The organism is Acanthopleuribacter pedis (assembly GCF_017377855.1).
Lineage (GTDB): Bacteria > Acidobacteriota > Holophagae > Acanthopleuribacterales > Acanthopleuribacteraceae > Acanthopleuribacter > Acanthopleuribacter pedis.
Genome location: NZ_JAFREP010000025.1, coordinates 83206 through 101344 on the forward strand (window position 1 = coordinate 83206; position 18139 = coordinate 101344).

General features: G+C 60.2%; 8 protein-coding genes. 1 reads left to right on the forward strand and 7 read right to left on the reverse strand.

The genetic code is table 11. The features are described from left to right. Positions 1-33 precede the first annotated feature (33 nt). The 7 genes from cysN to J3U88_RS24005 all read right to left on the reverse strand — a co-directional run bounded on the left by cysN (position 34) and on the right by J3U88_RS24005 (position 5722). Positions 34-1968, reverse strand: coding sequence for a sulfate adenylyltransferase subunit CysN (cysN, locus tag J3U88_RS23975; RefSeq protein WP_207861528.1), 1935 nt, complete (start codon positions 1966-1968; stop codon positions 34-36). A 24-nt stretch (positions 1969-1992) separates the two neighbouring features. Beyond that, the gene (gene cysD, locus J3U88_RS23980) at positions 1993-2967 is read right to left on the reverse strand and encodes a sulfate adenylyltransferase subunit CysD (RefSeq protein WP_207861529.1); all 975 of its coding nucleotides are present in this window, start codon (positions 2965-2967) and stop codon (positions 1993-1995) included. Positions 2968-2971: 4 nt separating this feature from the next. Next, on the reverse strand, positions 2972-3784 hold the full coding sequence (gene cysC, locus J3U88_RS23985) for an adenylyl-sulfate kinase (RefSeq protein WP_207861530.1): 813 nt from the start codon (positions 3782-3784) through the stop codon (positions 2972-2974). A 230-nt stretch (positions 3785-4014) separates the two neighbouring features. Further along, positions 4015-4425 (reverse strand): hypothetical protein, encoded by a 411-nt coding sequence (locus tag J3U88_RS23990; RefSeq protein WP_207861531.1) that lies wholly within the window; start codon positions 4423-4425, stop codon positions 4015-4017. Next, entirely contained in the window at positions 4422-4679 is a 258-nt protein-coding gene (locus J3U88_RS23995) for a hypothetical protein (protein WP_207861532.1), read from the reverse strand. The genes J3U88_RS23990 and J3U88_RS23995 overlap by 4 nt, the downstream gene beginning before the upstream one ends. A gap of 155 nt (positions 4680-4834) precedes the next feature. Further along, positions 4835-5314, reverse strand: coding sequence for a macro domain-containing protein (locus J3U88_RS24000; RefSeq protein WP_207861533.1), 480 nt, complete (start codon positions 5312-5314; stop codon positions 4835-4837). A gap of 144 nt (positions 5315-5458) precedes the next feature. Next, complete coding sequence (locus J3U88_RS24005; RefSeq protein WP_207861534.1) at positions 5459-5722, reverse strand: hypothetical protein; 264 nt, start codon at positions 5720-5722, stop codon at positions 5459-5461. Between the two features lie 825 nt (positions 5723-6547). Here J3U88_RS24005 and J3U88_RS24010 point away from each other — a divergent pair. After that, complete coding sequence (locus J3U88_RS24010; protein ID WP_207861535.1) at positions 6548-17875, forward strand: hypothetical protein; 11328 nt, start codon at positions 6548-6550, stop codon at positions 17873-17875. The last annotated feature ends 264 nt before the right edge of the window (positions 17876-18139 follow it).

Genomic DNA, 18139 nt, shown 5'->3' on the forward strand with positions numbered 1-18139 from the left:
CACCCCCGCGCGGGTGCACGCGGGGAGCTCAGGTTAGGGGGTTTTCTCCGTGTCAAGGTTGTGCAGGTAGGTCAACACGGTTTGCACGGCTTCCCGCGTGGTTAATCGATCCATGTCGAGATGGACCGCCGGGCTTGTCGGCGGTTCGTAGACCTGATCGATACCGGCCAGATTGGTGACCCAGCCGCGGCGGGCCCCTTGGTAAAGCTGTTCCTCGTCACGCGCCTCACAACTCGCTAAACCGGCGTCCACGTGGACCTCGATAAAACGTTCCGGGCCGACAATCTGCTGAACCTGGGCGCGCAATGGTTGCAGCGGCGAGACAAAAGCCGCCACAACGGTAACGCCCGTGTCGTTGAACAAACGTGCCGTTTCCGCGGCGCGTCGCAGGTTCTCAGCCACGCCGGCATTGGTGAACCCCAGCTCGCGGCTTAAGCCGCGGCGCAAGGTTTTGCCGTCTAAGACCGTGACCCAACGGCCCGCGTCAAACAAAGCCCGCTCCAAACCGAGCGCAACCTTTTGTTTACCGCTACCGACCAATCCCGTTAGCCACAGGGTGATGGGGGCAAGCGCCGCGCGCGCTTGTTTTTCCGCCACGGGCACGCCGCCGCGTCGCAACGCGGGCCGGGGCTCCGCCGCGCGCGTGACCGGCATGGTCGCGGGCAGCTTCGCCTCGGGCTCGCGGTTGATGATCATGCCCGCCGCCACCGTGCGGTGGGTCAGCGGATGAATCAACACGAAGTGGCCCGTTTCGCGGTTTTTTTCGTAGCTGTCGAAACAGATTTCGCGATCACTGTGCAGCACCAGCCGGCCGATTTCGTTGACCGCCAAAGATTCAGCCGATTCCCGCTTCAGCGATTCAACATTGAGTCGGTAGCGCAAATCCGAAACCATGACCGAACCTTCACTACAGGTATGCTTCAACAGGTAGCGGGTTTCGCGGTCCAAGGGCATGTCGTCCATCCAGACACACATCGCCTCGAATTGGTTGGCCCGACGCGGCAGGTTGTGGGTGTGAACCAACATGTCGCCGCGCGACACATCGACCTCGCGGTCCAGGGTTAAGGTGACCGACATCGGTGGGAAGGCTTCTTCCAACGGTCCGTCGAAACTGTGGATTTTTTGGACGTAAGCGATTTGATTTGAAGGTAATACGCGGACTTCGCCACCGGGACGTACCATGCCGGACAACACCGGGCCCGCGTAGCCGCGAAAGTCTTGGTTGGGGCGGATCACGTACTGAACCGGGAACCGCAAATCCACCAAATTGCGGTCGCCCGCCACGTAGAGGTGTTCCAGCATATGCAGCAGCGTTTCGCCCTGGTACCACGGCGTATTTTCGCTTGGTTGAACCACGTTGTCGCCCAATAGGGCGCTCATGGGGATGAAGCGCAGATCTTTGATCGACAAGCGGGCCGCGTAATCGGTGAATTCTTTACAAATTTCGTTGAAGACCGCTTCGTCCCAATCAACCAGATCCATTTTATTCACCGCGACAATCATGTGGGGAATGCCCAGCAGGGAGGCGATGAAGGCGTGGCGTTTCGATTGGGGGCGCAACCCCTTGCGGGCGTCGACCAGCACCACCGCGATGTTGGCCGTGGAGGCACCCGTCGCCATATTGCGCGTGTATTGTTCATGGCCCGGTGTGTCGGCCAGGATGAATTTGCGGCGAGCCGTTGCAAAGTAGCGGTAGGCCACATCAATCGTAATGCCTTGCTCACGCTCCGATTTCAAGCCGTCGGTCAGCAAGGCGAAATCGATTTGGTCGCCGCCGCGGTGGGTGGCGCTGTCGCGGGTGACCTGTTCCCAGGTGTCCTCGTGGATGTTGGCCGTGTCGTGGAGCAGGCGACCGATCAGCGTGGACTTTCCGTCGTCGACGCTGCCCGCCGTGCTGATGCGGATCAATTCCTTGCCCGCTTCTTGTTGTAAAAAGGTGGTCATCGCGGTTTGCGGCGCGGTGGTCATGATGTCTTCCTTTGGCATGGCGCGTTAAAAATAGCCCGCGCGTTTTTTGTCTTCCATCGAGGCTTCGCCGTCGTGATCCATGACGCGGCCCGCGCGTTCCGAGGTCCGTACCGACAACATTTCGGCGATGATTTTGGGGACCGTGTCCGCTTCCGAGGCGATCACCCCGGTGCAAGGTGAACAGCCAAGACTGCGGAAGCGGCACTTGAGGGTGGCGCGTTCGCCGCGGATGCGATCACGGAAGGGGAATTTCTCCACCGGAATCAGGTGCTTCCCCGCGCGAACCACCTCGCGTTCGCGGGCAAAATACATCGGTACAATCGGAATGTTTTCCGTGTAGATGTAGTGCCAGATGTCCAGTTCCGTCCAATTCGAGAGCGGGAACACCCGAATCGTTTCGCCTTTTTTGACGCGCGTGTTGTACAGCCGCCACAACTCGGGCCGTTGGTTCTTGGGGTCCCAGCGGCCGTGGCGGTCACGGAAACTGAAGATGCGTTCCTTGGCGCGGGACTTTTCTTCATCGCGGCGGGCGCCGCCGAAGGCCGCGTCGTATTCACCCGCGCCCAGCGCGTCCAGCAGCGCTTGGGTTTTGAGCGCGCCACAGCAGGAACCTGTACCCCAATCGTAGGGGTTGGCTTTTTCGCCAATCGCTTTTTCATTGCGATGGACCACCAGTTCAAAACCCAGCTCGGCCGCGAGCCGGTCGCGAAAGGCGTACATCTCTTCATATTTATAAGAGGTATCCACGTGCAGCAGCGGGAAAGGGAGGGGGCCGGGGTAAAAGGCTTTTTGGGCCAGTCGCAGCATGACCGAGGAGTCTTTGCCCACCGAATAAAGCATGACCGGATTGCGGAAGGAGGCCGCCACTTCGCGGAAGATGTGGATGGATTCCGCTTCAAGCTGGGCCAGGTGGGTGAGGTTGGCGACCCGTGTTTTGGTTTTTTGGGCGTCGCTTTTGGTTGCCGTGGGGGTAGAAGGTGCGGGGGGGGCGAGGTTCATGGGGTTACTCCTTTCCCGGCGCGACCGGGTTGCTGAGCAAAGCGGCGGCCGTGGTCTTGACCGGGGTGGGGGTGATCATGGGGGCCTTGGGTGGGTTGCGCAGGTAAGCCAGAATGCGGGCAACCGCGGCCGGGACGTCTTCGCGCGTTGTGTCGATGACGATTTCGGCCTGGTGGGGGGCCTCATAGGGATCGTCGATCCCGGTAAACTGGCTGATCTCGCCGGCGCGGGCTTTGGCGTACAGGCCTTTGACGTCGCGGGCTTCGCAGATTTCGAGCGGCGTGGCGACGTGGATTTCCACAAAATGGTCGCACATGGTGCGCACCTGATCACGGGTGGCGCGGTAAGGCGAAATGTAGGAGGCGACCACCGTCACCCCGTTTTCCTCCAGGGTGCGGGCGATAAAACCGGCTTTAAGCACGTTGCCGTCGCGGGCCTCACGACTAAAACCCGTGCGTGGTAGAAACTTACGGGTGATGTCGCCGTCCAGCCAGGCCACCGCCGTATTCTGTTGCTCCAACGCTTCTTTGACCGCGAGGGCCAGGGTCGATTTACCCGCGCCGGAAAGGCCGGTAAACCACAGGACCGCCGGTTTGCGGGTGACACGCCCGAGGGACAGGCGATCCCATAAGCGTTCGTGGCCAAGGTAAAGCACCATTTTGAGGAACAGTTCCAGCGAGCCCGCCGCAACCGCCAGGCTGACCTCGCCGGTAATCCAATAGACGAGGGCGATGGTGGTAAGTGTCGCCGTCAGACGCCACGACAGGGTTTTGAGGAGTGAGCGCAACCAGGAATCGTGAACAGGGGATGGGGACATGGTTCTCTCCCATAAAAACAAGCAAGCATGAATCAGATCGATTTGCTCCAAATTGTGGGCCGTCCCCAAATCGGGGTCAACCAGGTGACCCCCAGGTTTTAGCTATGTAAGGAAAGTTTCATTCTTTGAGGAGCGGCCATTCAGGTCGCCTGTCAATTCGCAAAGGTGCATAGGTAAGTTGTTTTATACAAGCTGTTTCATTTTGATTTCAGGTTGAACACGAGGGTTTTTCAGGGGAAATCCGGGGTCAACCCCTTGTCTTGATGCGGCAGAAGGAAGACCGTGCGGGCCAAGGGGGTGTTCAGGCGTTCCGGGGTGTACCAGTGGCGTAGCGGGTTGCGGTCGCACAGGTCGGGGTTGGCGGACAAGAAGGTTTCGAAGGATTTGGCCGGGCTGGTGATGCGCCGTTCCGCGATCAGGCTGAGGAAGGCAAGGGTGATGGTGAGGTTGGCCTTCTCCGGGACGCCCGCGCGGGTTGCGAGTTGTTGGATGCCGGTTGCGTAGTGGGCTGCCGCCGTTAAGAAATCGTAGCGACCCAGCATGTCCCAGGCCACGCCCAGGTGGTCGACATGGGTGAAGGTTTCCGCCGCGATGCGGCCCGCCTCGAAGTCCTCGGTGTATGCTGCGTAGTCCCGACTCATGATCTGCCCTCCGCCTCATTTAATGTGTGGCTGTCGGCGGCGGTTAGATCCAGGTCGTAGACCAGCTTGAGCTGTTCGATTTTTTTCATGGTTTCCTCCGAAAAAGGCACGCGGCCTTCGAAGCAATGGAGGGCCATGCCTTCGATTAAATCGCCCAGCGACATTTCTAAGTATTCCGCCAATCCCTTGAGGACCTTGAGCAGACGCTTTTCGATGCGAACCCCGGTTTGCATGCGTTGAATGGGTGCCGGCATAAGATGCCTCCTTGTTACTTTGGTACCAAGGTAGCTTAATGTTTATGGTACCAATATGTCAAGGTTGGGGTCCGTCTTCTCACCCCTGAAACCAAAAAACCCCCCGGAGCAGGATGCTCGCGGGGGGTTTCTTGGGTGGGTGGTGTGGCTGTGGTTTATTTGCGTTCTTTGACCAAAATGACGCGGCCGTTGTAGCCGGCTTGAGAGCAGCGCTCGCGAACGTGGTCGACCGCTTGGTCTTCGTTCCAACCGTCGCTGTTCAGCAGCGGGATCGCGATGGAGTTGAATCCTTTGCGGCCCGCGAGATCCAAGGCGTTGCGCAGGCAGCGGTCGACCGAGTTGCGGTCGGCGCGTTGGAAGCGGCTGTCCGCGGCGAAATGGATGATGGCGCGGTGGGGTAAGCGGCCCGCGCGGGTCGCGACCGCATCGCCCGGCTTGAAGGGGCCTTGGCTGTCGCGTTCGGTGTAAGGATCATCGCCGGCCCATTGGCGAATGCTGTGGGTCAGGTGTTGGGAGCAGAGGCGGCCACCGGGAAACCAGTGGCGTTGCCAGGGGTTGACAATGGCGTCGACGCTTTGATCGAGCAATTCGCCTTGAATGAGGGAAATGGGTGTTTGTGAAGGGGTAGACGCCATGGTGACCTCCGGGGAGTGATGTGTGCTAACCCCCATAAGACGGGTGCGTTTGGGTGATGGTCGAAAAAAAAAGCATGGGATGGCGCTTTTTTTCGAGAACGGGGTTTGGCGGAGGTTACCCACGGAAAGGGTGAGTGTGACGATCTAGTCAACAATAAATGTCACAAAATGACCGAAAATTTCGTCATAAAGCGGGGCGACTAAGTCTATTGTTTCGTTTAGCTCGCGCGGATCGGGCTTCGCGGCCGTGAAAATTTGCAAGGTCAATCCTGGAAAAAGTGCTTGCTCACTCGAATCGAAGGCGTACAATAAGGAAACTAGTTCGGAAAATACTGATCCCTTACGGATTGAGCCACGTCGCCGCACTTTTTGGTTGCTGCCAAACAAAAAAAGTTGGTTGGAAGACAAAGTGTTGGTCTCTTGTGATCGTCATTTGTTTTCTAAGTACCTTTTTTACCGGACCGTTTGGCAACGCCAGGTAACCGATAAAGCGTGGTGGCTTTTGATGATGACACCTCGAATTTGAATAGGTGTTCTTGTTAGGAACCAAAAACCATCGATTGCCCGTCGCGCATGAACTGTGACGGGCCGAAGGTGGTTGTGAATCCCGTGCAAAAACCACTGTTCGCTTTCTCGTGTTGTTCTCAACGACAGGCTTGTCGGTGCCGCCTGACTCGATTTTGACCGTTCAAAATCACCCCTCCCAGCCTATCTGCTTGGCGCTACCGGATCCGTAATCAGCATTCATTGTTTGGGACCCTGCTTGAAAAGCTTCGAATCCCGCGATTCTCACGAGGCATTTTTTCTGATCCCACCGCCTACCTTTCAGCTCATTCCGCGCGGTTTCCGCGAGAAATGAGCCAAACGCGGGCTTTGCCCGCGTTCGGGGACCGTGGTGACTGATCCCTTTTTTTGATGGAACTTGCGAAACTGTCTTGGCGCTACCCGCCCGTTTCGTGCCCTCCTAGCGAAACCAACCTGGTTCTACCAACAGGTTTCGCGCTCTCCGCGCTTCTCGTTGCACCCAACACCGACCCAACAGCACGTTGTAACCGCTCACACGTGACCTGGTTAACGCCAAACACGGTTGTTTCGATCCCATAACCCGTTTTACCCGTGAGGGTCATTGCGGTTCTGGAACCCCGCGACACCCTGTAACCAACACCCGGCGTTGCCGTTTTACGTAGCCCAACCACCCCGCAACCGCGGGTCGACCTCTATATGGAGATGTCGATGGGTTTTTCGGAATTCGCTGTTTCATCCTGTCTGCGCTGCTTTTTGATCGCAACCCTGTGTATCGGGCCTTTGTTCGCCCAGTTTAATCCCGAAGATCGCCATCCCGATGTGGCGCTAAGTTCCGACCGTTCCGCCGTGGGTTACACCTCGAATTGGAGCGCGGGCGTTCGCTCGCAAACGCCGATTAAGCCCAACGACGGCCTTTATTATATGGAATGGCAAAACCTAGAAGCACCCGCTGTTCTGGGTGTTGGTCTGATCGGTGCGCGGGATCCCTTGGACCGGGTGCCCGGCCGTGATCAGTTGGGTGTGTCGGTGATGGTTGACGGGTCCGTCTGGGTGGACGGCCGGTTAATGGCCGCGGGTGACGGCGGGCCGGGAACCACCGCGGTCGTGGTGGATTTGCGCGATCAGGTGCCCACCTTTTGGATTTTAGGTCGCCGCAACGGCAGTCCGAGCTTGTTGGCGCGGGTTATCCCACGGCAGGCCCACGATGCCTGGTATTTGTGTGCATTTGGGACCCGCGGCGCTTTAAATTACAGCCAAGAATTTGCTTTTTCCGGTTTGCGTCAGGGCAGCGCGGCTTTTGATGTTGCCGCGCTGATTAACGAATCGGGCTTTGATGTGCGCGCCCTGCAGTGGGGCTGGCCGACGGGTTCCGCGCCCGCCAACCAAGCGCCGCAATTGACCCTGGTCAGCGCGCCGGACAGCGTGGAAGCTGGTTCGCGTTTCGCCATGCGCGCGCGGGCCGAGGATGTGGAGGACGGCAACCTTTCCCATCGGATTGAATGGCGGGTTTCTGAAACCGGTGATGCGGCCGTGGGTGAGACCGCTGAATTTCTTTTTGCACGTGCCGGCACCTATCACATCGAGATCGTCGTGCGGGACAGTGCGCGGGCCGAGGCACGGATTCAGCATCGGATTATCGCCCTTGCCGGCAACAGTCCGCCCGCGCTGGAACTGCTTGAGGCGCCGCGTTCCGGCCGCGTGGGTGAAGCGCTGACCTTCCGCGCGCGGGCCGAAGATGCGGAGGACGGCGATCTCAGCGCGCGCATCCAATGGCGCGCCGGCAATGCGCGCGGCACCGGGGCGACCTTTACGTGGGAGCCGACCCACGTTGGTCGCTTTGAGCTTCAGGTGACCGTCGGGGACAGCCAAAGCCAGGCCGTGAGCCTGTCCCGTCTCATCGAGATTGAAGCCGGAAACAGTGCCCCGCGTCTTTCCTGGCTGGCCCGACCTGATCAGGTGGCTGTCGGTCAGGTTGCCGTCTTTCAGGCCGAGGCGATTGATGCCGAGGACGGCAACTTATCCGCGGCATTGTCGTGGCGGGCCGGTTCGGATCGGGCCGAAGGTCCCCGCTACAGCTTCGTTCGCGAAACGGCCGGTTTCTATGGGGTCACCGTCTCGGTGGTGGATGCCGAGGGCGAACGCGCTGAATTGGAACACACGATTGAGGTGGTGGCGCCGGAAAACCAGGCGCCCCGTTTGGCGATTACCGACGCCCCCACGCGGGTGATTGTCGGCGAATCATTTACCCTCACTGCCGCGGCACAAGATGCGGAGGACGGCGATCTCAGCGACCACATCCAGTGGTTGGATCAAAACAACAACCCTTTGGCGACCGGGCCCAGGCTTCAGCACCAGTTCGACAGCGCGGGACGGCTCCGTTTAACCGCCGAGGTGCGTGACGCCGAGGGTGCCGTTGCATCACAAACCGTTTCGATTCAGGTCGACGCCCAACAGGCGAGCGATGTTGCCCTTGCCATTACCCAAGTCCAAACGCGTGTGTTCGTGACCGATCTGATCGAGGTGCGCGCACGTGCCGTGGATGATCTCGGCAATGATTTAAGCAAAGCCGTTACCTGGACGACGACCGCGAGCGATGCAACGGGATTGGGCCCCCTGTTCCAATTCCGTGCGACGCGGCCGGGTGTCTATCGCGTGACCGCGCGGGTGGCGCTGGACGGGGTCGGTGTTTTTGAGGATACGCGCGAAATAGAGGTTCAGAGCGCGATGCCCGAGGGCGATTTCGTCACCTTTTTGTCGGCCACCGACAAACACGAAACCATTGAATTGAGTGAAGACCGATTGCAGGCGCGCATGACGGGGTCCGGCCACTTTGGGGTTCGCAGTGACCGATCGATCGAGGCCGGCTCCGGTTTTTATTATTTCGAGGGCCGTCGCCTAGTTGAAACTGGTAATTATGGATTCGGGGTGGCGACCGGTGCCGCGCCGCTCGACAATTTCGGGGGCAGCGACTTGCAGTCGTTGGGTGTGAACATGCTGGGCGGGGTGTCCTACAACGGTGAATTCGCGGCGTTTTTCCAAGGCGAACACGAAACCTACGGTTTGGCGGTTGATTACCGCGGCACCAACCCGATTGTGTACGTGATTGTCAGCCAAACCCTCGAAGGTCCCGGCGTATTGGCTCATACCCAAACGCTTGATGCCGTTACCGAACCCCTGTTTATTTTGGTGTACGGCAACCCCGTGGGTGACACCTTCCAGCAGGCGATCAATCCCGGTAACGATCTCAATACCGCGCCGATGCATTACGATGTCGCCGCCGTCTTGCAAGCCGCCGAGGTGCCCGGGGTTGATGAATTGCGGACGACCTGGAATCCCCCCGATCCCAATGCCAACCAACGGCCCGTGGTGACCATCGCCCAGGAAACCGGGTTGCAGGTGTTCATCAACGAGGCCGTGACTTTTACCGCGACCGCCGAGGACCGCGAGGACGGTGACCTTACCACGGCGATCAATTGGAGCTGGAGCGGTGGCGGTGAAACCGTCGTGGGCGGTTCCTTCACCCTAACGCCGGCCACCGCCGGCGCTTTTACCGTGACCGCTGCCGCGACCGATGTTGAAAATGCGACCGGCCGTGCCGAGATTACCGTGAACGTGGTAGATCCCGGTGAATTGGATCCCGACGAGGACGGCCTGACCAACCGTCGTGAGGAAGAACTGGGTACCGACCCCAACGATCCCGACAGCGACGACGACACCTTGCTCGACGGCGCCGAGGTGGATACCCACGGCACCAACCCACTCGCGGCTGATAGCGACGGCGACACCATGCCTGACGGCTACGAGGTGGGGTTTGGGTTAAACGCGACCGTGAACGACGCCGACGATGATTTGGACAACGACGGCTTCAGCAACATCACCGAATTCCAGGAAGGCACCGATCCCAGCGATCCGGCCGACTTTCCCGGTGTCGAATTTTTGACTTTCCTGAGCGAAACGGACAAGGACGCATCCATCACGCTGAGTGCGAACCGACTCGGCGCGATTTTCAGCGCGGGCGGCCACCACGGCGTGCGCTCCGATAAAGGTATTGCCCCCGGTTCCGGCTTCTTTTACTTTGAGGGCCGTCGCGAGGTGGACGCCGGCAATTTTGGGTTTGGTGTCGCTACCGCGGCCGCTTCCCTGGCAACTTACGGTGGCGCGGATAACCAATCGATCGGCATCAATCTCTTGGGCGGCATTTCCTACGACGACCAGTTCGTCCATTTTTTCTCGTCGACCGCGGACACCATCGGGATCGCTGTCGACTACCGCGGCGACACGCCCCATGTGTACGTCCTTATGGCCGGCGACGATCAGGGGCGCGGTGAGGTAATCACCGACCTGGCCATGCCCGATGTGACCGAACCCCTGCACATCTTAGTTTACGGTGAACCCGCGACCAGCGGTGTGCAACAGACGATTAATCCCGGTAACAATCTATTGGCCGCGCCTTTCCGCTACGACCCCAACACCCTCTTGGCGCAGGCCGGCGTGGACGGTAGTGAAACCGTGGAACTGGGTTGGAACGAACCCGATCCCAACGGCAACCAACGGCCCACCTTGACCCTCGACGCCGCGCCGCAAGTGGTGTTGGTCGGCGAGGCGCAGGTGCTCACCGCGAGCGCGCGTGATCCCGAGCAGGGTGACCTCACCGCCCAAATCACCTGGGCCGACGATGCCGAGGGAACAAGCGGTACCGGTGGCAGTTTTAATTGGACGCCCACCGTGCTGGGTGTCCACACCATCGTGGTGCGGGTCGTCGACGAATTAGGCCTGTTTTCCGGGGGCGTGTTGGAAATTCGGGTCATCGACAATGACACCACCGATACCGACAACGACGGTTTGACCGATTCCCAGGAATTGATCAACGGCACCAACATCAACGACCCCGACAGTGACGACGACGGGCTTAGCGACGGCGAAGAAGTTAACAACCTCGGTTCCAACCCGCTCAGCAGCGACACCGACAATGACGGCATCCCCGACGGTTATGAAGTCAGCCACGGCTTGCAGGTGACCGTTGCCGACGCCGACGCCGATCCCGACGGCGACCAATTCACCAACTTACAGGAATACGAGGCCGGCACCGATCCGCGCTCCGCCAACAGCTACCCCGGCGCCACCGGGATCACCTTGCTCAACCTCCAGGATCGCCACGAAACCGTGGTGCTCGATGACGAACGTTTGGGGGTGACCTTCACCGATACCGAACACCGCGGGGTCCGCTCAACCACCTCGATAGGACCGGGTGACGGCTTTTTCTACTACGAGGTTCAGCGACGCACCGTGGTCGGCAATTTTGGTTATGGCGTTGCCACCGCGGGGAGCGCGCTCGACCAATTCGCCGGCGTTGATTCGAACAGCCTCGGCGTCAACACCCTCGGCGGGATTTCCTATGCCGGGGACTTTGTGGCCTTTTTCTCCGCGCAACCCGAAACCTACGGCTTGGCCGTGGATTACCGCAACGCCCATCCCCGCGTGTACGTCATCTTCGATACCGGTGAAGGTCCCGATTTGGTCCACCAGCTTGAGATGAGCGACATTGCCGAACCCCTGTTTATCTTCCTCTACGGACAACCCGTTTTTGACAGCGGCGTCCAACTCCGACTGAACCCGGGCAATGACGTTGCCGTGGAACCCTTCGTCTATAACCCCGTGCAGGTGCTGCAAGACCACGGTGTTGACGGTGCCGAAGATCTGGTGCTTGGGTGGAACCTGCCGGATCCCGACGCCAACCGCAGGCCGACCATCCGTTTCGGCGAAGTACCCGATGTGCTCTTGCTGGGCGAAACCCTTACCGTCACCGCCACCGCCTTTGACGCCGAGGACGGCGACCTGACCGCCGCCATCGCGTGGCGCTCCGATCATGACGGCGCCGCCGCAACCGGGGGCACCCTGAGCTACCAAACCGCGACATCGGGGATCCACACCTTATCGGCGACCGTGGTGGATTCAGCCGCGGAATCCCTGACCCTTACCCGCCAAGTCACCGTGATCGACGGCTCGGGTGATACCGACGGCGACGGTTTAACCGACGGCGACGAGAACCTGGCCGGCACCGATTTCAACAACCCGGACAGCGACGGCGACGGCATCCGCGACGGTGACGAGGTCCACACCTACAATACCAATCCGCTCAGTACCGACACCGACGGCGATTCCATGCCGGACGGTTTCGAGATTCGCTGGGGTCTCGATCCACGCACCGACGATACCGAGGGTGATCTCGACGGCGACGGCTTCACCAACCTCGCCGAGTACGAGGCCGGCACCAACCCCCGTTCCGCGCGCAGCTATCCCGGTGCGACCGACATCACCTTGCTAAATCCCGAGGACCGCGATCCCTCCGTTGTTTTGTCAAATGACCGTCTTCAGGTTCAGTTCACCCTCGGGGGTCACCACGCCGTGCGTTCCGACGTGGCCGTGGCACCCGGTTCCGGGTTCTTTTATTTCGAAGGTCAACGGCTGACCGGCGCCGGCAACTACGGGTTCGGCGTGGCCACCGCCGCCGCCGCCTTGGACCAATGGGCCGGCTACGACGCGCAAAGTGTCGGTGTAAGTGCCATGGGCGGCATGGCCGCCAACGGGCAATTCACCCACTTTTTCGGTGGTGACCAAGATACCTATGGGATGGCCGTTGATTATCGCGGCGCCAATCCCATCGTGTACCTGCTGGTTTCCTCCACCATCGGTGGTGAGGCCGCGCTGATTGGTTCCGTGGTGATGGATCAGGTCACCGAACCCCTTTACATCATGGTCTATGGGGAACCTGTTAGCGGCACCTTCCAACAGGGGATTAACCCCGGCAACGACACCACCGTCGAACCTTTTGCCTACGATCCCTTTTCCGTTTTGGCAGCCGCCGGGGTCGACGGGGTGCTTGACCTGAAACTGGGGTGGAACCTACGTGCCAACGATCCCGCGAGTACCAGCACCTTCCTCAACCCCAATGACAAAGATCCCACCGTTAACCTGACCCCGGATCTGCTCGGCGTTTCTTATACCGGGGTCGGCCACCGCGGCGTGCGTTCCGACAAATCCATCGAATCCGGTAGCGGTTTCTTCTATTTCGAGGGCACGCGTACCGTGGATACCGGCAACTACGGCTTCGGGGTCGCCACCGCGGATGCACCGCTCGATAACTACGGGGGATCGACGACCTCCGGGCTGGGTGTCAACATGTTGGGTGGCCTGGCCTACGACGGCGAGTTCCAAACCTTCTTTACCGCCGCGCCGGACACCTTTGGCATCGCCGTCGACTACCGCGGCATGAATCCGATGGTTTATGTGATTGCCGCGCAGAGCAATGGTGAGGCCGGTCAAATCATCGCCCAACAAGCCATGTACGGCACCACCGAGCCGATTCACATCCTGGTTTACGGCAACGCGCTCACCGAGGGCATCCAGCAGACCATTAACCCTGGTAACGATGTGGAAACCGCGCCCTTCGTTTACGATGCCGCCGCGATTCTGACCGCCGCCGAAATCGACGGGGTCGACGAACTCATCCTCGCTTGGCAGGATCCCGAACCCAACCGCAACCGCAAACCGCGACTGACCTTGATCAGCCAAAGCACCACCGTGATTACCGGCACCGAGGTCACCTTGCAAGCCACCGCCGAGGATCGTGAGGACGGTGATATCAGCGCGACCATTCAGTGGGAAGACACCTTCGAAAGCCAGAGCGGTACCGGCGGCACCTGGGCTTATACCCCAACCCAACTCGGGGTGCACAGCATCCATGTCACCATCACCGATTCCGGGGGCGAAACCGATAGCGCGAGTTTGGCACTCACCGTGGTGGGTGAGAACACCTTGCCGACCGTGACCATTGCTGAAAGCGATTTGGACGTGGTCCAAGGCAACGCTGTTACCTTGACCGCTACCGCGACCGACGCCGAGGACGGCGACCTTGGCGCCGCCGTGGTCTGGACCGATGACAACGGCGACGACACCGCCACCGGCGCCGTGTTCACCTTTACGCCGACCAACATCGGCGCCCATGTGATTACCGCCACCGTGACCGACGGCAACGACGGTGTCGCCTCAGATTCCGTCACCGTCACCGTCTTGGATCCTGCCACCGTGGATTCCGACAACGACGGCCTCAATGACGCGCTCGAGGCCCAAAACGGGACCGATCCCAACGATCCCGATTCCGACGACGATGGTTTGACCGACGGCCAAGAAGTGCTTACGCTCGCCACCAACCCGCTCTCGGCCGATAGCGACAGCGACGGCATGCCCGACGGTTGGGAAGTGAGCTTTTCACTCGATCCCCTGGTTGATGACAGCGCCCTTGATCCTGACAACGACAGCTACACCAACCTGCAGGAATACCAGGAAGGGACCAATCCCAACGACGACGGCAGCTACCCCGGCGCGCCCGGCCTGACCTTGCTCAACGAAAACGACAAACACCAATCCGTGGTGCTCAGCCAAGACCGCCTCGGCGTGACCTTTACCGATTTCGGCACGCGCGCCGTGCGTTCGACCCTGTCCGTGTTCCCACGCGCCGGCATGTACTACTACGAGGGCCGCCGTATGGTTGACGCCGGCGACTTCGGATTCGGCGTCGCTACCTCGGCCGCCGCTTTGGACGCCTTTGGTGGCGCGGACAACCAAAGTATTGGTGTTCACGCGCTCGGCGGCATCGCCTACGAGGGCGGTTTCGTCTCCTTTTTCTCCGGTGAACAGGAATACTACGGTTTGGTTGTGGACTACCGCGGCGCCAACCCCACCGTTTACGTCATCGTTAGCGCGACCTTGGGCGGTCCCGGCACCGTCGTCGGGCAACGCACCATGACCGAGGTTACCGATCCCCTGTACATTTTTGTCTACGGTAACCCCGTCACCGACGGTATCCAACAAACCGTGAATCCCGGCAACGACACCGTTGGGCGCCCCTTCAACTACGATCCGCTCACCGCCATTACCGACCACGGCGTGAGCAATCCCGAGGCGTTGGTGGTTGGTTGGCAAGATCCCGATCCCAATGCCAACCGCATCCCCGTGGTTAGCATCAGCACCGCCGGCGGCAATATTGACGTTGGCACCACCCTGACCGCGGAGGCCGGCGCGATTGACTTCGAGGACGGCGACATGACCGCTTCCATCGCCTGGACCGACAGCGCTTCCGCCAATACCGCCACCGGGGGAACCTTCTCCTTCACGGTTAACACGCTGGGCGATCATGTTTTAACCGCGAGCGTGACCGACAGCGAGGGCGCGACCGGAACCGCCGCCGTCACTTTTACCGTGGTCGACCCCGACCTGATCGACAGCGACGGTGACGGCCTTGCCGATGGTGATGAACGCGACCGCGGCACCGATCCCAACGATCCCGACAGCGACGACGACGGCCTCAGCGACGGCGACGAGGTCAATACCCACAACACCAACCCACTCAGCAGCGACACCGACAGCGACACCATGCCCGACGGTTACGAGGTGACCTACACGTTGGATCCCACCGTGGACGACGGCGCGCTCGACCTCGACGGCGATACCTACACCAACCTGGAAGAGTTCCAGGCCGGGACCAACCCCAACAGCGCGACCTCGTTTCCCGGGGCCGTCACCGTCACCCGCCTCAATCCCGAGGACGCCGCGCCAGGTGTTCAACTGACCCAAGACCGCTTGGGCGTGACCTTTACCGAGGGCGCCGTTAGCGCCGTTCGCTCCGACATCTCCATTCAACCCGGCTCCGGTATCTACTACTATGAGGGGGCTACCACCCTCGGCGCCGCCAACCTCGGGTTTGGTGTCTCCACCTCGGCTACCTCCACCGGCGGCAACGCCGGCGCCGACACCCAATCGATTGGGGTGCTGGCGCTTGGCGGCGTGACCTACAACAACGAATTCGTCAGCTTTTTCTCCGGCGAACGCGACACCTACGGTCTCTGCGTCGACTACCGCGGTACCCATCCCATCGTGCATGTGATCATGGCCGAATCCTCCGGTGGGCCGGGTGTTCATTACGGCCGCTGGGAACTGGATCAAGTGACCGATCCGCTCTACATCTTCGTCTACGGCCAACCGCTCACCAGCGGGGTTCAGCAAACCATCAATCCTGGCAACGACCTCGCGTTGATGCCGTTTGAGTACGACATTGCCACCATCATGACCGACCTGTGGATCGGCGGAAATGTCATTGACGACCCCGACGACATGTTCCTCGGTTGGAACCGCACCAACCCCAAACCCACGCTGACCCTGACGCCGACCACCCTGTCGATTAACGAAGGGGAATTGATCGCCCTCGCCGGGACCGCCGTGGATTGGGAAAACAACGACCTGACCGCCTCGATTTCCTGGAGTGAAACGGGCGGAAACAGCGCTACCGGCGCCAACTTTGCCTTTGTCGCAAGCGGGGTGGGCTTGCACACCGTCACCGCCTCAGTCACCGACCGTTTCGGCATGACCCGCACCGACAGCGTGACAGTGTATGTTTTGGCCGCCGCCGACACCCGCGACAGCGACGGCGATGGTTTAACCGACAGCGCCGAGCTGGCCACCCACGGCACCGATCCCCACGATCCCGATAGCGACGACGACGGCGTGAACGACGGCGACGAGGTCAACACCCACGGTACCAATCCGCGTTCCGCCGACAGTGACAGCGACGGCATGGGTGACGGCTTTGAAGTCACTTATTCACTTGACCCGCTCACCAATGACGCCGGCCTGGATCCCGACAACGATACCTTCACCAACCTGCAGGAACACGACGCCGGTACCAACCCCCGCGATGCGAATTACTTCCCGGAAAAAGGCCGTGTCCAGATGAGCGACGTGGACCGTTATCCCAGCGTATCCTTGGATGCGACGCGGCACCAAATAACCTTCGCCGACGCCACCCCGCGCGGTGTGCGGTCCGCTGTTGCCGTGCAGCCAGGCTCCGGTTGGTATTATTTCGAGGGGCGTCGCCTGGCCGATCCCGGCAATTACGGCGTGGCCGTGGCCACCGCCCAGGCACCGCTCGATGCCGCCCTTGGTGAAAACGATCAAAGCGTGGCTTGGGTTAGCACCGGCAGCCTGCGTCACAACGGTGCCGAGGTCGGCAACTTCACGAGTTCGACCGTGGTTACCCCCGCTGTCGCCGACGTTTACGCCATGGCCGTCGACTACAGCGGATTGAACCCCATCGTGTACGCCTTCGTCGGCAACGACAACCTCGAGTGGGAAATCATGCCGCCCGTGACCATGACCCAGGTGACCGGGCCCGTGTACATGGCCGCCTGGGGTGAATCCGTGATCAGTGGTGCGCAACTGGTGATGAACGGCGGCGATACCGAGTTGGGTTACCGCAACTTCCGCCATCCCGGCCACTACGTTTTGTTCACCGAGGGGTTCTATGCCGGTGCCGAGTTCATGGGTACCGGCTGGGGACCGGAACACCGCTACCAGCGCCGCGAGCAAGCACCGAGCCATGAGCGCGTGTTCTTGCAGCAGGACGGCACCACCGGTGACGGCATTTACGTGTCGCCCACCGGCCTGGTCACCAGCTACAGCATCGACCACAAAATGGCGATCCGCGCCAATCAGGGCATGATTGGCGAATTCCGATACTGGGAAGCGCACCGTGAGATTCCCGAGCTGGGCAACCTGGGTCAGGGTTTTGTTTCGGAATACGGGAAAATCAACGATTACTGCTGTGTTTCAGAGAGCTATACCGACACCCCGCCCAGTATGTCGCTGAACTCCGCCGCCGGCGTGTGGCGCAACCTGGTCGCCCAGCAGGTCTACGACACCAACAACAGCACCTACGGGTTTGCCTGTGACTACCGCGGCGACCGCCCCATCATTTATTCCATTGTCGGCGGGCAGGTGGTGAACACCATGGTGTTGGACGACATGTTCACGCCGATCCACCCCATGTTGTACGGCAACCCCCAGGGCGCCGTCCCTTCCAACTCCGCCAACTTCGGTGAAACCGCCTTCGTCTACGATGCCTACACCATCCTGGAAAACGCCGGTGTCGACGTCAGCGAGCTGGTTTTAGGCTGGGGACCCCACCGCATCACCCGCGATTAAAAAAGTAAACGGTGTTTCATTTTCACACGTTGTTGCAGGTTTTTGAGCTTGAATGCATTGGCGAGCGATGCATAAGATTGGCTCACCAAAAACCAACAATTGAAGACGAAGCGGTGGTGACTCGTGGCCAAATCGAAGGCTCGCAACATTAGACCCGTGCATAAGACGTTGCTCCTTATGCTTTCCGGGAACCAATGTGCGGCACCACACTGCCGGCGATCCTTGATCGCGGAGGACGGGCGAACCAACATTGGGAAAATTTGT

Bases quoted from the DNA above. Each gene is read 5' to 3' on its own strand.
- J3U88_RS23995 (WP_207861532.1), bottom strand. From the start codon at position 4,679: ATGCCGGCACCCATTCAACGCATGCAAACCGGGGTTCGCATCGAAAAG.
- cysN (WP_207861528.1), bottom strand. From the start codon at position 1,968: ATGACCACCGCGCCGCAAACCGCGATGACCACCTTTTTACAACAAGAA.
- J3U88_RS23990 (WP_207861531.1), bottom strand. From the start codon at position 4,425: ATGAGTCGGGACTACGCAGCATACACCGAGGACTTCGAGGCGGGCCGC.
- J3U88_RS24000 (WP_207861533.1), bottom strand. From the start codon at position 5,314: ATGGCGTCTACCCCTTCACAAACACCCATTTCCCTCATTCAAGGCGAA.
- cysC (WP_207861530.1), bottom strand. From the start codon at position 3,784: ATGTCCCCATCCCCTGTTCACGATTCCTGGTTGCGCTCACTCCTCAAA.
- cysD (WP_207861529.1), bottom strand. From the start codon at position 2,967: ATGAACCTCGCCCCCCCCGCACCTTCTACCCCCACGGCAACCAAAAGC.
- J3U88_RS24010 (WP_207861535.1), top strand. From the start codon at position 6,548: ATGGGTTTTTCGGAATTCGCTGTTTCATCCTGTCTGCGCTGCTTTTTG.